The 21,039-nt window shown below is 64.2% G+C and carries 14 protein-coding genes and 9 pseudogenes; 3 read left to right on the top strand and 20 right to left on the bottom strand.

The features are described 5' to 3' along the window. The 13 genes and pseudogenes from secD to YO9_RS0104155 all read right to left on the bottom strand — a co-directional run. A pseudogene (gene secD / locus YO9_RS0104105) lies at positions 1 to 1,416 on the bottom strand (protein translocase subunit SecD); the annotation flags it as partial. A 207-nt stretch (positions 1,417 to 1,623) separates the two neighbouring features. Beyond that, the gene (locus YO9_RS16740; protein ID WP_223286081.1) at positions 1,624 to 2,004 is read right to left on the bottom strand and encodes a preprotein translocase subunit YajC; all 381 of its coding nucleotides are present in this window, start codon (positions 2,002 to 2,004) and stop codon (positions 1,624 to 1,626) included. Then, on the bottom strand, positions 1,983 to 2,165 hold the full coding sequence (locus tag YO9_RS16745) for a hypothetical protein (protein ID WP_016996368.1): 183 nt from the start codon (positions 2,163 to 2,165) through the stop codon (positions 1,983 to 1,985). Before YO9_RS16745 ends, YO9_RS16740 begins: the two co-directional genes overlap by 22 nt. A 191-nt stretch (positions 2,166 to 2,356) precedes the next feature. Continuing rightward, a complete protein-coding gene (gene ruvB / locus YO9_RS0104115; RefSeq protein ID WP_016996369.1) occupies positions 2,357 to 3,463 on the bottom strand; it encodes a Holliday junction branch migration DNA helicase RuvB in 1,107 nt (368 codons plus the stop codon). Further along, positions 3,429 to 3,977, bottom strand: a complete 549-nt coding sequence (ruvA, locus tag YO9_RS0104120; RefSeq protein ID WP_317259743.1) for a Holliday junction branch migration protein RuvA — start codon at positions 3,975 to 3,977, stop codon at positions 3,429 to 3,431. Before ruvA ends, ruvB begins: the two co-directional genes overlap by 35 nt. Beyond that, positions 3,884 to 4,105 carry an OB-fold domain-containing protein gene (locus YO9_RS20560; RefSeq protein ID WP_317259744.1) on the bottom strand — a complete coding sequence of 74 codons (222 nt, stop codon included), beginning with the start codon at positions 4,103 to 4,105 and terminating at the stop codon, positions 3,884 to 3,886. The genes ruvA and YO9_RS20560 overlap by 94 nt, the downstream gene beginning before the upstream one ends. Before the next feature lie 116 nt (positions 4,106 to 4,221). Then, positions 4,222 to 4,798: pseudogene (locus YO9_RS0104125) on the bottom strand (crossover junction endodeoxyribonuclease RuvC). Between the two features lie 100 nt (positions 4,799 to 4,898). Then, positions 4,899 to 5,658 (bottom strand): annotated as a pseudogene (locus YO9_RS0104130) (YebC/PmpR family DNA-binding transcriptional regulator). A 107-nt stretch (positions 5,659 to 5,765) separates the two neighbouring features. Beyond that, positions 5,766 to 6,496 (bottom strand): annotated as a pseudogene (locus YO9_RS0104135) (type 1 glutamine amidotransferase). 10 nt (positions 6,497 to 6,506) lie between these two features. After that, positions 6,507 to 7,720: pseudogene (locus tag YO9_RS0104140) on the bottom strand (DUF1727 domain-containing protein). A 157-nt stretch (positions 7,721 to 7,877) separates the two neighbouring features. Then, positions 7,878 to 8,452, bottom strand: a pseudogene (locus tag YO9_RS0104145) (HIT family protein). Continuing rightward, a pseudogene (gene thrS, locus YO9_RS0104150) lies at positions 8,449 to 10,532 on the bottom strand (threonine--tRNA ligase). Before thrS ends, YO9_RS0104145 begins: the two co-directional pseudogenes overlap by 4 nt. Positions 10,533 to 10,753: 221 nt before the next feature. Next, entirely contained in the window at positions 10,754 to 11,779 is a 1,026-nt protein-coding gene (locus YO9_RS0104155) for a DUF2382 domain-containing protein (RefSeq protein WP_016996375.1), read from the bottom strand. A gap of 360 nt (positions 11,780 to 12,139) precedes the next feature. Between YO9_RS0104155 and YO9_RS0104160 the strand changes: the two genes are divergently transcribed. The 3 genes from YO9_RS0104160 to YO9_RS0104170 are packed head-to-tail and all read left to right on the top strand — an operon-like array spanning position 12,140 to position 14,233. Continuing rightward, complete coding sequence (locus YO9_RS0104160) at positions 12,140 to 12,637, top strand: NfeD family protein (RefSeq protein ID WP_016996376.1); 498 nt, start codon at positions 12,140 to 12,142, stop codon at positions 12,635 to 12,637. Positions 12,638 to 12,686: 49 nt separating this feature from the next. Then, positions 12,687 to 13,901, top strand: a complete 1,215-nt coding sequence (locus tag YO9_RS0104165; protein WP_016996377.1) for an SPFH domain-containing protein — start codon at positions 12,687 to 12,689, stop codon at positions 13,899 to 13,901. Continuing rightward, entirely contained in the window at positions 13,898 to 14,233 is a 336-nt protein-coding gene (locus YO9_RS0104170) for an RNA polymerase-binding protein RbpA (RefSeq protein WP_031272653.1), read from the top strand. The genes YO9_RS0104165 and YO9_RS0104170 overlap by 4 nt, the downstream gene beginning before the upstream one ends. A 135-nt stretch (positions 14,234 to 14,368) precedes the next feature. Here the strand turns inward: YO9_RS0104170 and YO9_RS0104175 are convergent, their stop codons facing one another. The 7 genes and pseudogenes from YO9_RS0104175 to YO9_RS0104200 form a co-directional block, all read right to left on the bottom strand. Further along, positions 14,369 to 15,109, bottom strand: coding sequence for a polyprenol monophosphomannose synthase (locus tag YO9_RS0104175; RefSeq protein WP_016996379.1), 741 nt, complete (start codon positions 15,107 to 15,109; stop codon positions 14,369 to 14,371). A gap of 190 nt (positions 15,110 to 15,299) precedes the next feature. Continuing rightward, positions 15,300 to 16,238, bottom strand: coding sequence for an amidohydrolase family protein (locus tag YO9_RS0104180; RefSeq protein WP_223286082.1), 939 nt, complete (start codon positions 16,236 to 16,238; stop codon positions 15,300 to 15,302). Continuing rightward, positions 16,235 to 16,414, bottom strand: a complete 180-nt coding sequence (locus tag YO9_RS16750) for a hypothetical protein (RefSeq protein WP_223286083.1) — start codon at positions 16,412 to 16,414, stop codon at positions 16,235 to 16,237. The genes YO9_RS0104180 and YO9_RS16750 overlap by 4 nt, the downstream gene beginning before the upstream one ends. A 28-nt stretch (positions 16,415 to 16,442) precedes the next feature. After that, a pseudogene (locus YO9_RS0104185) lies at positions 16,443 to 19,264 on the bottom strand (DEAD/DEAH box helicase). Positions 19,265 to 19,322: 58 nt separating this feature from the next. Then, positions 19,323 to 20,116 (bottom strand): annotated as a pseudogene (gene tatC / locus YO9_RS0104190) (twin-arginine translocase subunit TatC). Positions 20,117 to 20,316: 200 nt separating this feature from the next. Beyond that, on the bottom strand, positions 20,317 to 20,655 hold the full coding sequence (gene tatA, locus YO9_RS0104195; RefSeq protein WP_016996380.1) for a Sec-independent protein translocase subunit TatA: 339 nt from the start codon (positions 20,653 to 20,655) through the stop codon (positions 20,317 to 20,319). Then, positions 20,639 to 21,019, bottom strand: a complete 381-nt coding sequence (locus tag YO9_RS0104200; RefSeq protein ID WP_016996381.1) for a hypothetical protein — start codon at positions 21,017 to 21,019, stop codon at positions 20,639 to 20,641. The genes tatA and YO9_RS0104200 overlap by 17 nt, the downstream gene beginning before the upstream one ends. Positions 21,020 to 21,039: the final 20 nt, after the last annotated feature.

The raw sequence follows: 21,039 nt of genomic DNA on the forward strand, positions 1-21,039 counted from the left end.
GGTGAACGCGAACCCTCGCACGTTGCCCACGGCCACGAAGTACAGCACGACTGCCGCGAGCAAGTTCACGGCCTTGGCTGCGAGCACTGTTTGCCGTGCTCGTTTCCAGCCGTGATCCACCGCTGCGGGATGCTTCTGCCCGCGCGGATCTCGTCCCTGATGCGCTCGAAGTACACGATGAACGAGTCGGCGGTCTGGCCGATGGCCACGATCAGACCGGCCACACCCGCCAGCGACAGGCGGTAGTTGGCACTCCAACCCAGCAAGGTGATGGCGAAGTACGTGATCAGGCCCGCCACCAACAGTGACGAGATCGTGACCAGGCCCAGCCAGCGGTACTGGAACATCGAGTAGACGCACACCAGTGCCAGACCCACCAGGCCGGCGATGATGCCCATGCGCAGCTGGTTGTTACCGAGAGTCGCGGAAATCTGCTGTTCCGACTCGATGCTGAAGCTCACCGGAAGGGCACCATACTTGAGCTGCTCGGACAGGAACCGTGCGTCCTCTTCCGTGAAGGAACCGGTGATCTGAGCACTGCCGTCGTTGATCACGGCGTTCATGGAGGGCGCGGAGATCACCGTGCCGTCCAGGAGGATCGCGAACTGGGAGCGGGGGTCGCCTGCTGGGACTGACCGATCTGGTACAGGCGCTCGGAGAGTTCCTTGAAGGTCTGGGTTCCCTCGGAGTTGAACTGCAGGTTCACGGCGTACTGGCCCGTGGACATGCCCTGCTGGTTGGTCGCGGTGCCGTAGGAGGCATCGTCGATGTCCGTGCCGGGAATTTCGAGGGGGCCCAGGATGTACTTGGCGTTGTTCGCCGGGTCGCAGGCCACCACGGCCTTCTCGGGATCCTGTGCCTTGCGTTCGTCCTGGGGGCGCTGCGCGGAGCAGTCCAGGGCTTCGAACTCCTTGACGAGTTCGGGGGTCACCCAGTTGGGGTCCGAGGAATCCGTGGGTTCGGCATCCGGTTCCGGAATGTCTCGATGGGGGTGCGCTGATCCTCCGGGGTGGGCGCACCTTCCGCCGTGGTGATCACGGGGCGGAACGCCATCTGCGCGGAGGTCTGAATCAGGTCGCGAGTCTCGGCGGAGGGAACACCGGGCATGGACACCACAATGTTCGAACCCGACTGGGTGCTGATCTCGGCCTCGGAGACACCCGTGCCGTCAACACGCTGGCGGATGATCTCCACGGCCTGGTCCAGCTGCTCCTGGGTGATCTCCTGACCGTCCTGAGCTTCTTGCAGCTCCGGGGACAGCACCATCTGTGTGCCACCCTCGAGGTCCAGGGCCAGCTTGGGATCCCAACCGGTCCGATCGGTGGTGACACCGTAGATCAGGATGCCCGCAAGGGCGATGGTCAGCACCGCCAGGGCCACGAGTCCGCGTTTGGCCGTGCTCACGGCGCTTGGGATCCCGAGCGCACAGAGCGAGACGCGCGGGATGCGGCCTTCGAGCTGGATTTCTTCGACTCGTCGGTACCCGAACGGCCCGAGGTGTCTTTATCTGATGCCATGTCTGTCCTTCAACAACGCACGGTGCGTGCGGCCTGCGCCCCAGCCGCACCGGGTCCGGTCATGAGAAACGGGCCGATGCTCTCGGCCCGTGTCTCACGCACTTCTTCAGTTGGTGTCGTTATCGCGGCGGTTGTCGCGCCACGTTCCGCGCGGTACATCATCACCCGGGACGTCCTGGCCCGGGGTGGTGTTGCCGGTTGCGGTATCACCGGGGACGTTGTCACCGGGCAGGTCGTGCTCGCGGTCCCCAAAGGATTCGCGTGCGCCACCCGCGGCGGTGGAACCCTCGCCGTCGGCCAGGCCGTCCTGTGCGATGGCGGCGTTCTCCGTGGCGGGATCATCGAGGATGGTGGTGACGGTCTGGGTGTGCACGGTCACGGAAGTACCCGGGGACACCTCCAGCACAGCCTTATTCTCATCACGGTCGATGGAGAGGACCGTGCCGTAGAGGCCGAAACTGGTCATCACGCGGGTACCGGGTTCCATGGTCGCTGCTTGGCCTTGATCTGGGCCTGAGCCTTCTTCTGGCGGCGCATGGGCAGCCACAGCAGCAGCACCATGACCACGAGCATGACGGGCAAGAACCATGCGGTTCCGCCGCCTCCTGACTGCTGGGCCTGTGCAAGAAGTTGGGCGGAGAGAATCACGGAGTTCCGTTCTGTAGACAATGTTGACGTCTGAGGTAACCCGCGAGGTCATGGGTGGACAATCGAGGCACCACAGGGATCCGCTCAAGTGTAGGTGATTGACCTGGCCGCCCGCTGAACCGTGACATACTCAACTCGCACTCACCTCGGACACGCAGCACACAACGCGCATCGCCACAGATGGGCAAGCCTCAGAAGGCCGTGGGCTGATCTTCCTCCGGCGGTTCCGTGGCCAGGGCCGTCCGCAGGGCAGGATCCTTGAAGGCAGCGTGATCGGGCACATTGAGTCCCAGGTGTTCCCACGCCGCGGCCATGGCGATGCGCCCGCGCGGAGTACGACCCAGGAGTCCCTCTCGAACGAGGAACGGTTCGGCCACGGTTTCGACCGTCTCGGTTTCCTCTCCGACCGCGATGGCCAACGTGGAGAGTCCGACCGGTCCCCCATTGAACTTGGTGACCAGGGCCGAAAGAACGTTGCGGTCCAGGCGGTCCAGTCCTCGGACGTCCACCTCGTACATGTCCAGCGCGGCACCTGCCGTACGGGCATCGATGCGATCCACACCGTGCACCAGGGCCCAGTCCCGCACACGCCGCAGCAGACGGTTGGCGATGCGCGGGGTGCCGCGGGAACGAGAGGCCACCTCGTAGAAGCCCTCGGAGGTCATGTTCAGATCAAGCAGACCTGCCGATCGGCGCAGGACGAGTTCGAGTTCGGGAACCGAGTAGAACTCCAAGTGGCCGGTGAAGCCGAAGCGATCACGCAGCGGACCGGGCAACAGGCCCGCACGCGTGGTGGCACCCACCAGGGTGAAGGGCGGAAGGTCCAGCGGAATGGACGTGGCACCGGCGCCCTTGCCGACCACGATGTCCACGCGGAAGTCCTCCATGGCCATGTAGAGCATTTCCTCAGCCGGCCGGGACATGCGGTGGATCTCGTCCAGGAAGAGCACTTCACCGTGAGTCAGCGAAGACAGGATGGCCGCGAGGTCTCCGGCGTGTTGAATCGCCGGACCCGATGAGATCCGCAGGGGAACGTCCAGTTCCTGGGCGATGATCATGGCCAGCGTGGTCTTGCCCAGTCCCGGAGGTCCGGACAGCAACACGTGATCCGCCGTGCGGCCACGCAACTTGGAGGCTTCCAACACGAGTGAGAGTTGGGCGCGCACGCGTTTCTGCCCCACGAAATCATCCAGGGTGCCCGGACGCAGACTTGCCTCGAGCTGCTGATCGTCCAGATCGCCCTCGGCGCCGACCAATCGTTGCTCACCTTGCACGGAACCGCGTTCTTCGTAGGCCATCAGGACCGTCCTCGGCTACGCGCGTGGCTCGTGCCCTTGGCCGTTCCCAACCAGGACAGCACCGCGCGCAGAATCTCCGGCACGTTGCCCGAGTCTGCCAGTTCGGGCTGGGTCTCCAGGCGTCGTCGATGCCCCGGGTGGCGTCCTTCTCGCTCCACCCCAGGCCCACGAGAGCGTCCATGACCTGTTCGCGCCACACCTGCATCTGCGGCTGAGCGGCCGGGCTCTCCTTGGGTTCCGGGAGCACGAGTTTGTCGGCCAGTTCCAGCACGATCCTGCGGGCGGACTTGGGCCCGATCCCCGGGACCGCGGTGAAGGCCTTGTCGTCACCGGTCGCGATGGCGCGTCGGGTCTCGTCCGGGCCGAGCACGGAAACCGCGGCCAGGGCGGTGCGCGGACCCACGCCGGACACCCCGAGCATCACGGTGAAGACTTCCTTCTCGTCCGCACCGGCGAAACCGAACAAAAGCGGGGCCTCGTCCTTGCGGGCGATGTAGGCGGTGTGCAGGTGCACGGTGCACCCGTGCGCAGCCCCGCCAGGGTGTGCGGGCTGGCCTGGACCTCGATGCCGAAGCCCGAGACCTCGACTACCGCCTGCGTGGCGCCCACGAAGCGCACCTCACCGGTCACCGAAGCAATCACTGGGCGGCTCCCGTCACGCGGGGTGTTCCCGCTATTGATTCGAACATGTATACGAACTGCAGCACGGCATCACTCTAACAACTCCCACGGACACGCACATTGCGCCCGCTGCGTCATCACCGGCGGGGAGAACGAGCCGCCCTGGGGGCCCTCGGCTGCCGCGATGCAGCTTCCGCCTGTTTCCACGCCTGTTGGGCCGCAGTGAGCCCGGAAGCTCGGACGGATGAAGCTGCGAGCCGGAGTGGGTGGACGTCTTGGCCGCCGCGTTCATACCGGCCATGCCTCCGCGCCAGCCGTGGCACACGGCCAGCGCAAGGGCGTCGGCGGCGTCGGCGGGCCGAGGCGGTGCCTCCAACCGCAAGATGCGAACCACCATGCGGTTGACCGATTCCTTGTCCGCGGCGCGTCGCCGGTTACGGCCGCCTTGACCTCGGACGGTGTGTGCCACGCGACCGGGATCTTCCGTCGGGCGGCGGCCGCTATGACCACGCCGGTGGCCTGGGCGGTTCCCACCACGGTGGGGGCGTTGTTCTGGGCGAATACGCGCTCCACCGCCACCACGTCCGGTGAGAATTTGTCCATGAGCGCCTCGGCGGTTTCCATGATCGCCAGCACACGGTTTTCGAGGGCTTCGTGCGCCTTGGTGCCGCTGACCTGCACGTGCACGAACGTCCCCGTGCGGTTGGCCGCCATGTCCACCACCGCGAAGCCGCAACGGGTCAGCCCCGGGTCCACCGCCAAAATGCGCTGTCCCGGGGCCGATCCGGTGGTCGAGCTAAGTGACACGGAGTGCTCAGTCCTCGTCTTCGAGCTCCGCGATCACGGACTCGGAGATGTTCGCGTTCGAGTACACGTTCTGCACGTCATCGAGCTCTTCAATCGCATCCGCGAGCTTGAGGAACTTCTTGGCGCCCTCGGCGTCCAGGTCCACCTTCATGGTGGGGCGGAACTGGGGATCGTCATTGTTGTAGTCCAGACCGGCTTCCTCGAGAGCCTTACGGATCTCGGGCAAGTCGGTGGCCTCGCTGACCACTTCGAAGACCTCGGATTCCTCGATGACCTCGTCCGCGCCGGCATCGAGCACGGCCATGAGGACGTCGTCCTCGGTGAGTCCGTCGGTCTTGGTCACCTCGGCCACGCCCTTGCGTTCGAAAAGGTAGGCCACGGAACCGGAATCCGCCATGGTGCCGCCGTGACGGGTCACGGCCACGCGGACCTCGGAGGCCGCGCGGTTCTTGTTGTCGGTCAAGCACTCGATGTACAGCGCGGTGCCCTGGGGACCGCGGGCTTCGTACAGGATCTCCGAGTAGTCGATGGTCTCGCCGGTCAGACCGGCACCGCGCTTGATCGCGCGGTCGATGTTGTCATTGGGCACGGAGTTCTTCTTGGCCTTGGACACGGCCAGGTCCAGTGCGGGGTTACCGGCGGTGTCCGCGCACCCATGCGGGCGGCCACCTCAATGCCTTGATGTACTTGGCGAAAGCCTTGGCGCGCTTGGCGTCGATCGCGGCCTTCTTGTGCTTGGTCGTGGCCCATTTGGAGTGACCTGACATCGAGTTCCTCCTAGAAGTTGTGTGCGCCCAGCGCAGCCGCGCCGGGTCAACGATTTGTCAATTATTTTAGCGATTCGACGGGGCCCTTCGGGCCGGGCCCCGGTTCGCTAGCGGGGTCTGGTCTGGGCGACGGCGCGCGCTTGCTCCGCGTAGGTGTCGTCCAGGGGTGTCACGGCGAACTGATCGCCGCGTGTCTCCACCGCGGTCCGCAACAGGAAGTCGGCCAGCGCCGGGTTCTTGGGCAACAGGGAACCGTGCAGGTAACTACCCAGGACATTGTGAGTCCGGCGCCCTCCGTGCCGTCCTCCCCGTTGTTGCCGGCTCCGCTGACCACGGTGGCCAATGGCGCTTGGTCCGGCCCCAGGGTGGTCAGTCCGGAGTGGTTCTCGTATCCGATGATGGTGCCGAATTCCGGCGACTCGGTCACGATGTTGCCGATCAACCGTTCCGGGCCGCCGACCGTCTGCAGGTCGAACATCTCGATCCCGGGCAGGGTCTCTCCCCCGCCCGTCCGAAATTCTTTGCCGAACAGCTGGTACAGACCACAGATCACAAGCATGGGGGTACCCGCCTCGGCAGCCTCGTGCAGCTTGGGCGCCACCCGAGCGAGGTCCTCGGCCACTCGGAACTGCCCCGAGTCCTGGCCGCCGCCACCTACGAAGAGGTCGGCGTAGTCAGGCCAGGGATCGCCGGGGTTGTAGTCGTGCACGCGCACCTCATAGCCGTAGCGTTCGGCGCGGCGCTTGAGGGTCAGGGTGTTGCCCCAGTCCCCGTAAATGTTCATGTCCCGCGGATACAGCTGGACGATGTCCAGGGAACCCAATTTTTCCTGATTCATGATCGGCTCCTTAGATCGCGTCCACGTGGGTCATGCCGCCCAGGATCTTGCGCAGCGACAACATGGCGGTGTACGTGCAGAAGATCCGCATGGGTCGGTCCCCCGCACCCGCGATGAACTTTTTGAGCGCCGTTTCCAGATCGGGTTCGACCGATCCGACCTCCACCAGGTCGTAGTCCAAGCGCAGGGCCATGTCCCACGCCCGCACACCGGAGACGATGTCCACGCCACCGGCACGCAGACTGTCGAAATCCACATCCCACAGCCACGACACATCGCGGCCGTCCGCATACGCGTCATTGATGGCAACCATCGTCGCGTAGTCATCGGCAGACGCCGAGGCCAACGACAAGCGGAAACCGGCCGGGTTCTTCACGAGCAACAGCTGCAGCGGCTTACCCTCCACGGTCACGGTCTCACCGCGCCCGAAGGCCGGCGTCACGCGCGACAGCTCATCGACCAGCGAGGCGACATCCGCGGTCTCGCCGAGCACCTGCAGGCTCAGTGCCAATGCCGCGGCGGCGTTGTACTGGTTGTACACGCCGTACAGGTCGATCGTGGCGGAGTGCTGCTCGCCGTGCACGTAAAGGTCGACACTGTTGGCCTTGACGGCGGTGAGCACCACGTCCGCTTGCGGCCGCGCCACGGAAGGCTGTTCCGAATCCAACTCGACGTCCTCCGTCTGGCGCAGCACATCGCGCATGTCGTCATCGGACGGGAACATGGGGCGCAGCGCGTCGGAGAGACCGAACCATTCAATGGTGGCGTCAGCGGCGACGTCGTCCGCGAGGCTGGCGATGCGCGGGTCTTCGCGATTGAGCACGACCGTGCCCGTGGTCGCTTGGCAACCTGGCTGAGCATCCGGCGCGTGGTGTCGATCTCGCCGAACCGGTCCAGCTGATCGCGCATCACGTTGAGCAGCAGCGCATAGCGCGGCTTGACCTGCTTGACGAAGTGCACGGCGTGCGCCTCGTCGAGTTCCAGCACCGCGACGTCCGCGTCGAGACGGCCGAAGGCATTCATCTCGGCGAGCAACGACGCCGCCACGCCACGCACGAAATTCGATCCCGTGCGGTTCGTGAACACGCGCAGTCCCTGTGAACGCAAGAGCTGCACGGCCATCTTGGTGGTCGTGGTCTTACCGTTGGTGCCGCTGATCACCACCACGCCGTGGGGCAGTTTGGCGAGTTCTTCCGACACGAAGCGGGGGTGCAGCTTTTCCATGACCAGGCCGGGGAAAGCGGATCCGCCGCCGCGCAGGCTCGAAGCCCACCGAACTCCCTGGCCGAGTAGACGTACGAGTGTCGAGACATGGATTCCATCCTAGTGACAGGGGTACCGCACGCGGACGCCGACTTTCGGGGCCCGCGTGCGGTGAGAATCAGGAACGGGGCCAGGCCGCGGCGATGTCGTCGCGATTGGCGCCCAGGGTCTGGATCAGTGGCTTGGTGTTGGCGATCACCGGCATGAAGTTGGCGTCACCGCCCCACCGCGGCACCACGTGCTGGTGCAGGTGAGCGGACAGCGAACCGCCCGCGGCGGAACCGAGGTTCAACCCCACGTTGACGCGGCCGGCTGTGCCACCTCGCGGATCGTGGCGACCGCAGTACGTGTCAGCACGTTCAGCTCCCACAATTCCTCGTCGGTGAGCTCGGTGATGTCCGCAACGTGACGGTACGGGCAGACGAGCAAATGGCCGGGGTTGTAGGGGAACAGGTTGAGCACCACGAAGCAGTGTTCACCACGGTGCACAATCAGGGCTTCTTCGTCCGTACGGTCCGGTCCCGTGCAGAACGGGCAGCCCGGATCCTCGTTGATCGAGGGGTCCTCACCGCGCACATAGGCGAGCCTGTGGGGTGTCCACAGCCGTTGGAAGCTGTCCGGGACGCCCGGGATCTCGAACTCGTCCTGAGAGACCCAGTGTTGGCTGTCGTTCTGCGACGTTTCGTCCGTCACGACTGCTCCGCAGCGGAGTCCGTGACGTCACCGTCCGACGGCGCCGAGGGATCCTCGTTCACGCGGTCGCGCACGTGCCGCACGATCATCTCAACGGCATCATCCACGGGGACCGCGTTGTACTGCGAACCGTCGCGGTAGCGGAACGACACGGCACCCGCATCGGCGTCGTCGCCGCCGGCAATGACCACGAACGGGATCTTGTCCTTGGAAGCCGTGCGGATCTTCTTGGGGAACCGATCCGAGGACGTGTCCACCTCGACCCGGATGCCCTGGGCCCGCAGCTTGGCCGCGAACTCGTCCAGGTAATCGTTGAAGGCCTCGGCCACCGGGATGGCGCGCACCTGAACGGGGGCCAGCCACGCCGGGAAAGCACCCGCGTAGTGCTCGGTCAGCACGCCCATGAAGCGTTCCACCGAACCGAACAGGGCGCGGTGGATCATCACGGGGCGCTGACGCGTGCCGTCCGCTGCCTGGTATTCCAGGTCGAAACGCTCGGGCAGGTTGAAGTCCAACTGGATGGTGGACATCTGCCACGTACGCCCGATCGCGTCCTTGGCCTGCACGGAGATCTTGGGGCCGTAGAAGGCCGCTCCCCCGGGATCCGGCACCAGCTGAAGACCGGAATCCTCGGCGACTTCCTGCAGTGTGCGGGTGGCCTCGTCCCAGATCTCGTCCGAACCGACGAACTTCTCCGGGTCCTTGGTGGACAGTTCCAGGTAGAAATCGTCCAGGCCGTAGTCCTTGAGCAACGAAAGGACGAAGTTCAGGGTGGCCGTCAGCTCATCCTTCATCTGCTCGCGCGTGCAGTAGATGTGGGCGTCGTCCTGGGTCATACCGCGCACGCGCGTCAGACCGTGGATCACGCCGGACTTCTCGTAGCGGTAGACCGCGCCGAACTCGAACAACCGCAGGGGCAGCTCACGGTAGGAGCGGCCGCGCGAGCGGAAGATCAAGTTGTGCATCGGGCAGTTCATGGGCTTGAGGTAGTAATCCTGGCCCGGCTTGGTCAGCTCACCGGTTTCCGGATTGCGCTCTTCGTCCACGTGCATGGGAGGGAACATGCCGTCCCGGTACCAGTCCAAGTGACCGGAGACCTCGTAGAGGTGGCCCTTGGTGATGTGCGGGGAGTAGACGAACTCGTAGCCGGCTTCCGTGTGACGCTGGCGCGAGTAGTCCTCCATCTCCTTGCGGATGATCCCGCCCTTGGGGTGGAACACGGGCAGGCCGGAACCGAGCTCGTCGGGGAACGAGAACAGATCCAGTTCGGAACCGAGCTTGCGGTGATCACGACGCTCGGCCTCCGCCAGTCGTTCCTTGTACGCCTTGAGCTCGTCCTTGGACGGCCAGGCCGTGCCGTAAATGCGCTGCAGCTGCTTGTTCTTCTCGTTACCGCGCCAATACGCGGCCGCCGAACGCATCAGCGCAAAGCCGTTACCGATCAACTTGGTATTGGGCACGTGAGGGCCGCGGCACAGATCGCGCCACACGATCTCCTGGCTCTGCCGATCCACGTTGTCGTAAATGGTGATCTCGCCGGCGCCCACTTCCACCGAGGCGCCCTCCGCGGATTCCTCCATGGAACCCGAACCGGGGCCGTTGGCCAGGTCGATCAGTTCGAGCTTGTAAGGTTCGTCCGCCATTTCCTTGCGAGCCTCAGCTTCATCAACGGCGCGGCGCTGGAACAGCTGCGACTTGTTCACGATCTTGAGCATCGACTTCTCGATCTTCTTCAGATCTTCCGGCGTGAACGGATCATCCACGTCGAAGTCGAAGTAGAAACCGTCCGTGATGTACGGACCGATACCCAGCTTGGCGTCCGGCCACAACTGCTGAACAGCCTGGGCCATAACGTGCGCGGTGGAGTGCCGCAGGACTTCCAGGCCCTCGGGGTCGCTCACCAGCACGCGTTCCACCGTGTCACCGTCAGCCAGTTCGGTGCTCAAATCCTTGAGCTCACCGTTGATGTGGGCCACCACCACCTCACGCTGATCCGCGTACAGATCAGCGCCGTGGTTCCTTGCGTCTCGGTGCGCGGGGCGCCGTCCACGGTCAGCTGTAATTGAGCGGCATCAGACATGAGTAACTCCTTGAAATGTTCGTGTGACGCGCGACCATACCGGGGACGCGCGGGACCCGCGGACCTTTCGGTGTAACGGGGACGCAGATGATGCTACCGCCCACGACCGGGGCGGAGACAGTTGACGGGCCGCAAACCCGCGCAGAATCAACTGCACCCCGAGCCGTGAGGCCCGGGGTGCAGCTATTACCGATTCAACGCCTCAGCGTTGCGGATCAGTTTCAGCGACGGGGAGCGTTGTCGCCCAGGCCGTCGCGACCGTCACGGCCATCCAGATCGCGGTCACGATCGGTCAGGTCGCGGTCACGGCCGTCAAGGTTACGGTCGGTGTCGGTCTCGACGTCGACCTGTTCCTTGCGAACGTCAGCTTCGACGCGCTGGGTGTCGCGAACGGTTTCCTTGTTCAGGCCAACCTCTTCGACAGCCACGGCTTCCTTCTCGACCACGGGGCGCTCTTCGTGGAGGGAAACCTCGACCTCTTCTTCACCGATGGTGCCGGTACCGGGGCGGCCCTGGCCGTCGCGGATCGGGGTGCGCTCGACGGAAACCTCTTCGCGCTCCACCGGGACGTCAACGGTCTCGTGGTCGGTGACCACGTACTTGCGCAGACGTGCACGGCCGGTCTCGCGCTCCTGGGTGCCAACGTTGAGCTGCTCCTCGTGGCGAACCACGGAAGCGTCGTCGCGGTCGGTGAGGTCGCGGTCGCGGTCAGCGACGTCGCGGCGATCCTGGTCAACCAGGCCGCGGTCGCGATCGTTCAAGTCGCGGTCGCGATCACGATCGGTGAGGTCGCGGTCGCCGTCACGGCCTGCAGCTGCGCCTGCAACACCGGCGGTGCCAGCGGTGCCGGCAGCGGCGTTACGGTCGCGATCGTTCAGGTCGCGGTCACGATCGCGGTCGGTGAGGTCGCGGTCACGATCTGCACCACGACCGTTGTCGTAGTTCAGCTCGTAGTAGCGGTAGAGCTCTTCCTCTTCCTGCGGGGAGAGGTGCTGGTCTGCATCAACCTTCGGAGCGTCCTTGATGACGTCCTTCTGGTAAGGCAGCACAACGCGATCGCCGTCCTGGCGAGCATCCTTCACCGGAACGAAGCTCTCCTTGGCGCCGAACAGGCCGGTGTTAACGGTCAGGAACGTGGGCTCACCCGAGTTGTCGTCGAGGAACACCTGCTCAACCTTGCCGACCTTGTCGCCGTCAGCATCGTAGGCAGTGCTGGAGAGAATCGCATTCACATCGAAAGTGGTCATCGCAAGAACTCCTTCAAGTTTATTGCGTTCGTCAAAGCACGGTTTGTGCCCTGCGAGCCATCACTCTGCACGATGGCATTGTGATCTAGCTTGCCGCCCAGCTTACTGATCTTCAGTTGACTGACAATAGGTTTTCTCTCTCGGGTGAAATGGCTTCGGGGTACTTCCCTCGGCTCGATTTTTCGATTAGTGACCCATGAGTACCACCCCGTGCTCCGGTACCCCGCCCGGCCCGGAATTGGTCATTCCCGAGCTGGGCACGTGGGGTAAGGCACAATGGGAAGGGAGCCGACAGGTGGCGGGCTGCGCATCCTGCGGAGGCGGCCACTTCCGACACTTCAACCAAGTATGGAGCCTCACGTGTGGGACGCACTGGTCAATAATCCCTGGATCCTCTGGCTGATCATCATGTTGATTTTGGCCGGGATCGAGATGCTCACCCTCGACTTCTTGTTTCTCATGATGTCCATTGCCGCACTGTGCGCCGGGGTGGTGAGTTTCTTCACCCACAACATCCCCTTACAAGTAGTCACATTTGCGGTGGTTGCAGTACTTCTCATCTTCCTTTTGCGTCCGGTTGCTCTCAACCGCATTAACAAATCCACCCCCAGCACGCGTTCCAATGCCGAACGACTGGTAGGCCTGTCCTGCACCGTTTTGGAACCCGTCAGTGAAAACACCGGCTTGGTCCGTCTCGAGGGCGATATCTGGACGGCGCGATCTGCCGAACACGACACGCTCGAGGTTGGCACCAAGGCCTACGTCTACCGGATCGACGGCGCCACGGCGGTCGTTTCAGGCACCGCCCCCGCCACCACGGATTTCTCCGACTCCCCCGCTTCCCAACCCGGGTACTAGAACCTCAGTGGGGCCGACCGGCCTCGCTCCACCCATGTGAGAGGACCCCATGGAAATCGTCATCACAGTACTGCTCGTAGTGGTGGTGCTGGCTGCGGCAATCGCCTTGATCAAAGCAGTTCGGATCATTCCGCAGTCCCGCGCCGGCATCGTGGAACGACTCGGCAAGTATCAATCCACTCTGAACCCCGGCCTGCACTTCCTCATCCCGTTCATCGATCGTCTGCTGCCCCTCATCGATCTGCGTGAGCAAGTGGTGCCGTTCCCCGCGCAGTCCGTGATCACCGAGGACAACCTGGTGGTCGGCATTGACACCGTGGTGTACTTCCAGGTCACCGACCCCCGTGCGGCGACCTACGAGATCACCAACTACATCCAGGCTGTGGACGAGCTCACCAGTGCCACCCTGCGTAACGTGGTCGGTGGCCTGAACCTCGAAGAAACCCTGACCTCGCGTGACAAGATCAACGCCGAGCTGCGCGGTGTGCTGGACTCCACCACCGGCCGCTGGGGCATCCGTATTTCCCGCGTGGACATCAAGGAGATCACTCCCCCGCCGTCCATCCAGGACTCCATGGAGAAGCAGATGCGCGCCGAGCGTGATCGTCGTGCGACCATCCTCACGGCCGAGGGTGAAAAGCAGTCCCAGATTCTGACCGCAGAAGGTGAACGGCAGGCCGCTGTGCTCTCCGCTGAAGGTGACGCCAAGGCAGCCATCCTCCGTGCAGACGGTGAAGCCCAGGCCATTGCCAAGGTGTTCGATTCGATTCACCGCGCCAAGCCCACGCAGAAGCTGCTGGCTTACCAGTACATCCAGACCCTGCCCAAGGTGGCGGAGGGTTCTGCCAACAAGGTGTGGATGATTCCTGCCGAGCTCAGCACCGCGCTGCGCGGTGTCGGCAACTTCCTCGCGACCCCGGGTGGCGGTGGCGAAGGCCCTCACGACTCCTCATGGGACGATCAGGAAGAGGAACCCGCAACCACCGGTTACTCCGAGCCCATCGTGGAATCGGAAACCGTCAAGGTCACCGAGAAGGATCTCGAGCCGGACTTGACGCTGACCGACCCCAATGATTTCGAAATGCCGGAGGCCCCTTTGCCGATCCGGCAGCCGGCGAGCACGGTTCGAGCAGTGCCGGGAATGAATCGCGCTAGTTCGTGGTTGTACCCGGTTGATGCGGATCTCTGGGTCCCGAGCGGCACGTTCGGGATCCGGGATCACGCCCTTTGTACCAGTAAGACTTCAGGAAGGACCGTCCAGTGAGCGATCGCAGCCTACGTGGAATGCGCTTGGGTTCCCAGTCCATGGAAACCGAGGCCGGAGTAGAGCCGGCACCGCGCCAGCGCGTGGAATACCGCACCAAAGATGGTGAGTCGGTGAGCGTGATGTTCGCGGCGGAGGCCGAGATTCCCCCGGTGTGGACCACCAAGACCGGTCACGAGGCCATCCTGGTCAACGGCGAGAAGCCGGAGAATCCTAACGAGAAGCACGTGCGCACGCACTGGGACATGCTCATGGAGCGTCGCAGCGCCGAGGAACTCGAGGAAATCCTCCAGCAGCGCCTGGACTTCTACAAGGAGCGCCACGCGATCTGATCCTCGCCTCTCCCCGGCCGGCCACCCGCACGGCGCGTCACCGGAGAGTGACCACGAACCAACGCCGACGCCGCGTACCAAGTTTGGTACGCGGCGTCGGCGTTTAAGGTCGTCCGGGGACGCGCCCCGGTCGCGTTACTTCCGCAGGCCCAGCTTGGCAGCGAGGGTCTGGGCGCGAGCGGTCAGGCCCCATTTGGCCACGTTGGTCGCGGCTTCCACGGTGACGTTCTTGCTCATCTTGGAGACGCCTTCTTCGCGTTCCACGAAGGTGATGGGAACCTCGGTGATCTTCAGGCCCAGGCGCTCGGTGCGCCACGCGAGGTCGATCTGGAAGCAGTAGCCGCGCGAGCGCACGGAATCCAGGTCAATAGCTTCGAGGGTGGCACGTTTGTACGCGCGGTATCCACCGGTGATGTCGTGAATGCTGGTGCCCAGCAGCACGCGCGAATAGAGGTTGCCGCCGCGGGAGATCAACTGACGATCCAGCGGCCAGTTCTCGGTGCGGCCACCCGGCACGTAACGGGAGCCGATGGCCAGGTCCGCGCCGTTCTCAATGGCGTCCAGGAGCAGGGGCAGCTGCTCGGGCTGGTGGGAGCAGTCCGCGTCCATTTCCACGAGCACGTCGTAGCCGTTGTCGAGGCCCCAATGGAAGCCAGCGATGTACGCCGGGCCCAGGCCTTCCTTCTTGGCACGGTGGAGCACATGGATGTGGTCATCAGCCGCGGCCATGTCATCGGCCATCTGACCGGTGCCGTCCGGGCTGTTGTCGTCCGTGATCAGGACGTGCGCGTCGGGAACGGCCGCCCGCAACCGGTTCACCACCGTGGGCAGCGATTCGCGTTCGTTATAGGTGGGAATAATGGTGAGAACTCGCACCGGGCGTCCTTTCAAGCCACTGGGGACGGGGAAAAACGCCCCGAACACACCACAGGGCAGGCCCACCCGCCTTCGGACCAGGCGCGGATCTCTCCGCAGCTCTGTTTTCTAAGGACGGATGAACCCACCCGGCAGTAAGAATTTAGTCTAACTGGCAATTCTGGTCAGCACCAAGATAGCCAATTGTCAATCACTCGAAGATCACGTTTCCGTTCACCACGGTGCGTTCGCACACGGGTAACCGCGGGTCGTCGAGTGCGGGAAGCGCTGGTGTGCGGGCACGAGGGTCCGTGCTCCACGACGCCCCCGTACCCTGCGCCTGCTGCACCATGAGTGACTCCGCATCCCACATGGCCAAGCTGGCTTCTGCTCCGGGAGCGAGTTGGCCGGCCAGTGGCTGAGCGTCACGCTGGGCCCGCCACACGCCACGGGTCAGCGCCAGGAACGCGGCGCGGGCCGAGGTTCGGTGGCTCGGCTCCTCCGCCTCGAGGGCGTCCTTGACGGCCTGCCACGGGTTATCGGCATCGGTTATAAGTGTCACGGGGACACCCGATCGTGCCAGTGCGGTCAAAGGCGCCGCACCTGGACGCGAACTCACGGACAGGGCGTGGCGGGCGAGCGATTCACTCTGCTCGTCGCTGAGTTCGCCCACGCCCACGAGTCGGTGCCCGCGCGACCTGAACGCACGCTCTCCCAGCGTGTCAGTCGCACGCTGGGCCGCCTCGAGAATCGCGTCGATGGTTGACGACGGCGTACCCTCCCCGGTCTCGTCGGTATCGACTACGCGGTCCTCGCACACGACCACTGCCTGGTAGCGAGCCTCGGAGCAGGCTACGAGGTGGGCGGTGATGGCTTCCACCTGGGCGGCATGGTCCTGAGCGGGGTCGACCTCAATCCCGAGGCACGGTCGGGGTGCCTCGACGGACGGAATGTCCGAAGCCTCTGTCACCGGATGGACGAGGATGGGCAAGGGTACGAGACCCGACTCGGAGGCGCGGGTCGCGGCGTCGTTCAAGGTCTGTGCGTTGTCGGCGAGCAGCTCCACTGCGCCATAGCCCTGCGCCGGAGAAACGATCTGCTGCCCTGAATCCGTGATCCGCTGATGCGCGACGAACGCGGGGGTGATCACTGCGCCTGTACATCGACCACGGTGGTCTGTTCGCTGGCCATGGCCTGTGCCGCGCCGTCCGAACCCAACCACGCGACCGTGGGCCCGTCCACCAGGATGGCCGTGGCGAACGGATCCACCGGTGAGTACACCGAGGCGTTCACGTACATCGCGGTGGTCTTGGTCTGTTGGATCACACTGTCCTCCGGAAAATCATGCGGTTGTTCACTGTTCAAAGACGCTGTACTCAACCACACCGCGACGCACGGCCTTGATGGCCTCGAGCGCCGTCTCGCGGATGGTCGGATCCAGGTGCTCGACCCCGGCCAGTTGGTCCAGCAGGTCGATGGTTTGTTTGGCCCAGCGGACAAAGTCGCCGGCGGCCAGGTCCGTACCGGACAGCGTTTTGGTCAGGCTTGCGCCACGGGCCCAGCGGTACATCGCGTCCACGAGCCCCAATTCGGGCTGCGCGGTCTGGGGAAGCCGATGCTGACCCTCTACATCGGTCAGTACCGACCAGTTATGAATCAGGGTCTGCACAGCGGCTTCCATGTGGGCCGTGGGCATCTTGGGGCGGGAACCTGGTCCTCGCGGCGAGGCTGGTAGACCAGTGCGGTGACAACGCCGGCCAGCCCGGCCACGTCCAGGCCGTCCAGGAACCCGTCGCGCAGGGTCAGGGCGAGTAGGAGATCGCGTTCGCCGTAGATCCGGCGCAACTGTTCACCCGCGGGCGTGGGCTTGAGTTTGCCGGACTCGTCCTGGCGCAGATAGTCGAAATGCGTGAGCACGGCGCAGACTCGGTCGAAGGTCGCCGCGATACTGCCGGTGCGACCCGCGATCTGCTTGCGCAGGCCCTCGGTTTCCTTCTCGAGTTTCCACGCGCGTTCGGCCCAGCGGGCGTGGTGCTCGCGGTCTGAACAACCGTGGCACGGGTGGGAGCGCAGGGCACGGCGGAGATCATCGATCTTGCGGTCCCTGGCCGAGGTCCCCCGGTCGAAGCGAATGGTGTGGCCGCCGCTGCGTTCGCGTGCGGGGCGGTGCTCACGCAGGCCGCGCGCACAGTGGACGCCAAATCCTTCCGTTCTTGCGGGGAACGGCCCGAGAATCGTTTGGGGATCTTGACCTTGGATTCTGGCTCCAACGAGCCGTCCAGATCATTGACGCCCACGCGACGCAATTTGCCGTCAAGGGTGAGGATGTGGGGACGCGGATCGAACGGGTGCTCGTCTGCCTTGACGACCACGGCGTATCCCGCGTTGCGGCCCTGTGGAATGTCGATGACATCTCCGGGGAGCAGATCCTGTAGGGACACCGCGGCATCGTTGCGTTGCCGGGCCGAACGGGACTTGGTGGCCGACTTCTCGAGACCGTTGAGCTCACGCCGCAGCCTTGCGTACTCGGTGAAATCACCCAGGTGGCAGGACATGGCTTCGCGATATGCCTCGAGGGTCTTCTCTTGGGACCGCACCCGTTTGGCAATGCCCACCACGGATCGGTCCGCCTGGAACTGGGCGAACGAGGTTTCCAGAATGGACCGTGACCGCTTAGCACCGTATCGGGCGATCAGGTTAGTGGACATGTTGTACGTGGGGCTGAAACTGGAGTTCAACGGGTAGGTGCGTTTGGAGGCCAGCCCCGCCACGGCCTGGGGATTCATCCCGTCGCGCCACAGCACCACGGCGTGACCCTCAACATCGATGCCTCGACGACCTGCACGACCCGTGAGCTGGGTGTACTCACCCGGGGTGATATCAACCCTCGATTCACCGTTGAACTTATCCAGACGTTCCAGGACCACGGAGCGGGCGGGCATGTTGATGCCCAACGCCAAGGTTTCCGTGGCGAACACGGCCTTCACGAGTCCCTGCGCAAACAACTGCTCGACCACTTCCTTGAACACCGGGAGCATGCCCGCGTGGTGAGCGGAGATACCGCGCACCAGTCCGTCGTACCAGTCGTGGTAGTTCAACGCCGCAAGGTCCGCGGTGGTCATGTGCGAGGTCGCTTCGGCCACGTAGGCGCGAACGGTTTTCTGCTCCTCCGGCGTGGTCAACCAGAGATCCGCGGCCACGCACTGGGCACGGCGGCGTCGCAACCCGCACGGGAGAAGATGAAGGTGATGGCCGGGAGAAGTGCCTCGGCGTCCAAGCGACGAAGCAACTGTGGACGGGAAATCCGCTCCTGGCGCGCAACGCGAGGCTCGGAATGGTGTGGCCCACGGCGGCGTCGGCCGCGATGATTGGGGCCGCGTCCGCCACCGCGACCACCGCGGGGGTGCTGGGCACGGAACAGTCTGAGCAGTTCCGGGTTGACCGCTGGCTCGTCCGCATTGGGCTCGGCCTGGCGCTCGGCGGCTTGCTCCACCGTGTCGTCCACGAAGAGGTCCAGTAGCTGCGGACCCACCTGCACGTGCTGCCACAGCGGAACCGGGCGGTGCTCGGAGACCACCACATCTGTGTGGCCCCGCACCTGGTCAAGCCAGGCACCGAATTCCTCCGCGTTGGAGACCGTGGCGGACAGTGACGCGAGTTGAACGTGTTCCGGCAGGTGGATGATGACTTCTTCCCACACGGCGCCGCGGAAGCGGTCGGCGAGGTAGTGCACCTCGTCCATGATCACGAACCCCAGATTGGTCAGGGTCGAGGAGTCCGCGTAGAGCATGTTCCGCAGGACTTCGGTGGTCATGACCACGATCTCGGCCTCGGAATTGACCGAGGTGTCTCCGGTCAGCAGTCCCACGCGGTGGCTGCCCCAGCGACGGGAGAACTCGTGGAACTTCTGATTGCTCAGCGCCTTGATGGGAGTGGTGTAAAAGGCTTTACGACCCTGAGCGAGGGCCAAATGGATCGCGAACTCCCCCACGACCGTTTTGCCGGCGCCCGTGGGTGCCGCGACCAGAACGCCGTGGCCCTTCTCGAGTGCTCTACAGCCCTCGATCTGGAACGGGTCGAGTTCGAAGTCCAGCGTCTGTTCAAACGCCGCGAGTTCGGTGTTCGCGTGGGCTGCACGAGCTTGGCGGCCATGAATCGATCGGCGTGTGAAGACATGGGACCAGCCTACGGCGTAGCGCGGACACCCATAAAACAGGGCCGCGTGGTTCCGCTGCTAGCCCATTTTGCGGAGATCGTCCGCGGAGGTCGCGCTGTCCGCGGTCATTCCCGTGGCGGCTTCGCGCTTGGCGGCCTTCTTGGCGCGCCTGCGGTCCAGGAAGAGACACAGCCCCACGGCCACGAAGAAGAGCAGCAACAAGGGGATGGCCAGGTACAACATGGTGACCGGGTCCGGACCGGGGGCCGCCATGGCCGAGATGACCAGAACGATCACCACGACCACGCGCCAGGACTTCAGAATCGTGCGTCCTGACAGCAGACCCAGCATGTTGAGCCCCACCAGGAACACCGGTATTACACAGGAGACGCCGAAGGTCAGGATCAGCTGCAAGAAGAATCGCAGGTACTGGTTGGCCTCCACGAAGTTCGCGCCACCCTCGGGCGTGAACGCGGTCAGTGCGTACACCGCGGCTGGCAACGCTGTGATGGCCAAGACACAGCCGCCGATGAACAGCGGAATGGCCGCGACTAGGAACCCCATGGCATAGCGGCGCTCGTGCTTGTGCAGGGCCGGGGTGATGAATGCCCACAATTGGTACAGCCACACGGGCGAGGCAAAGATCACGCCCAGCACCAGGCGACCTCGACCATGATGTTGAAGGAGCCGCCCACCGAGGAGTAGTTGATGGTGGCGGTTCGTCCCGAATCCGCGAGCCGTTGCAGCGGCTCGGTGATGTACTGCATGAACGGGTTGTAGACCATGAACCCCGCGACCGCACCGATCACGGCCGCAATGGCGGACTTGATCAGGCGATTGCGCATTTCGCGCAGGTGCTCCTTCAGGGCCATCTGGGCCTGAGGATTATTCCTGCGCGACGTGTTCTTCTTGCGGGCCCGACGCTCCTTACGGCGCGAAGGATCCCGCAGAGACTTGGAATCAGTGGCAGACATACGAACCTATGCGTTGAGTTGGACCGCACCGAGGTGCACAACCGGGCCGAACCATACGGTCCGGCCCGGGCGCTCAGTATTGACTAGTGCCCCGTGGATTACGCGCTGGGGCGCTGGTTGGGATCAACCTGGTTGTTCGGCTGAGCCGTTGTCTGACCGGTTGATTGGCCAGGAGACACCGGCCCGTTGTTCACGGTGTTGGTCGTGGTGGGGTTCTGCGGCTGGGAGATGTTCTGGCCGTCGGAAACCGGCTGACCGTTCACGGTGACGTTGTCGTCCTCGCCATCCTTCTTCATTTCCTTGACCTCGGACTTGAAGATTCGCATGGACTGTCCAAGGCTACGAGCCATGCCCGGAAGCTTGGGGGCACCGAACAGCAGCAGGATCACCACGAGGATGAGAATGATGGTGAGGGGGCTGTCAAACAAGCGGCCCATGGTGGAGTCCTTTCCGTTCAGCCCGGCGAAGGTCGGACAGCCGTTGGGGCTGGCCCTTGGCGTCCTTGCGGTTCATGCGGCGGATGAGCCGGGCTGTTTGTCGTTGATCGCGACCGCTCGAATAGGCGGCGCGGGCCGAGTTCACCGGGGTGAACACGGCAGGTTCAGCGGGTGTGCGCAGTGGTTGTGACGCTCCCTGGGCCGCGGCGTTCCACCGCACCGTGAAGTCATCGGCGAACGCCTCGACCTCACACAATGCGGGTAAGGCCTTCTTGGTGACCAGTCCCCACACCGCGCCCACGATGAACGCGAGACTGACCAGGACCAGAACGGTCCACAGCACAATCCACATCCACCACAGCATGGACCCCAGTATAGGGCCGC

Origin of the sequence: Kocuria atrinae C3-8, from assembly GCF_000286355.1 — a bacterium.
GTDB classification, from domain to species: Bacteria; Actinomycetota; Actinomycetes; order Actinomycetales; family Micrococcaceae; genus Kocuria; species Kocuria atrinae_A.